The sequence below is a fragment of the Methylobacterium sp. E-046 genome (genome assembly GCF_022829625.1).
In the GTDB taxonomy this organism is placed as follows: Bacteria; Pseudomonadota; Alphaproteobacteria; order Rhizobiales; family Beijerinckiaceae; genus Methylobacterium; species Methylobacterium longum.
Map to the genome: position 1 here is coordinate 1 of NZ_JAKSYP010000156.1, position 497 is coordinate 497.

General features: G+C 75.1%; 1 pseudogene. It reads right to left on the reverse strand.

What is annotated here, in order from left to right:
- Window positions 1-497, reverse strand: a pseudogene (locus MKK82_RS13360) (glycosyl transferase); the annotation flags it as partial.

The following is a 497-nucleotide window of genomic DNA, read 5'->3' on the forward strand; positions in this document are numbered from 1 at the left end:
GCCGTGCAGGACGTAGTGCACCAGCGGGTTCCGGGTGGCGTAGGTGATGCCGCGCGTGAGGCAGTAGGCGAGCACGTCGAACTGCGGGGCCGGCTCGCGGCCCTCGCGCCAGCCCGACGTCATGTAGTGGTCGGCCGGGTCGACGCCGGCGGCGGCGATGTCGGGGTTGCCCGCGAGATAGAACGGCCCGTCCACGAGGCGGCGGGCAAGGCGCTCGATCCGGCGGGTGTCGCGCGGGGCCAGCGGGTAGGCCGCGCCCGCCCCGGCCGGCTTCCCCGTGCGGCCGACTCTGCGGCGGTGTCGCGCCAGCGCGTGGAGGAACGGGTTGAGGCCGGCCCTGGCGAGGTGCGGGTGGTCGGCGAGGTAGGCGGCCGAGGAGAAGTCGGGCCGCGGGTCCCGGCCCTCGCGCCAGCCGTGGACGAGGTAGTCGCGCACCGGATCGGCCGTGATCCCGTACCAGCTCGCGTAGAAATCCGCGTCGAAGTACGGCGCCAGCG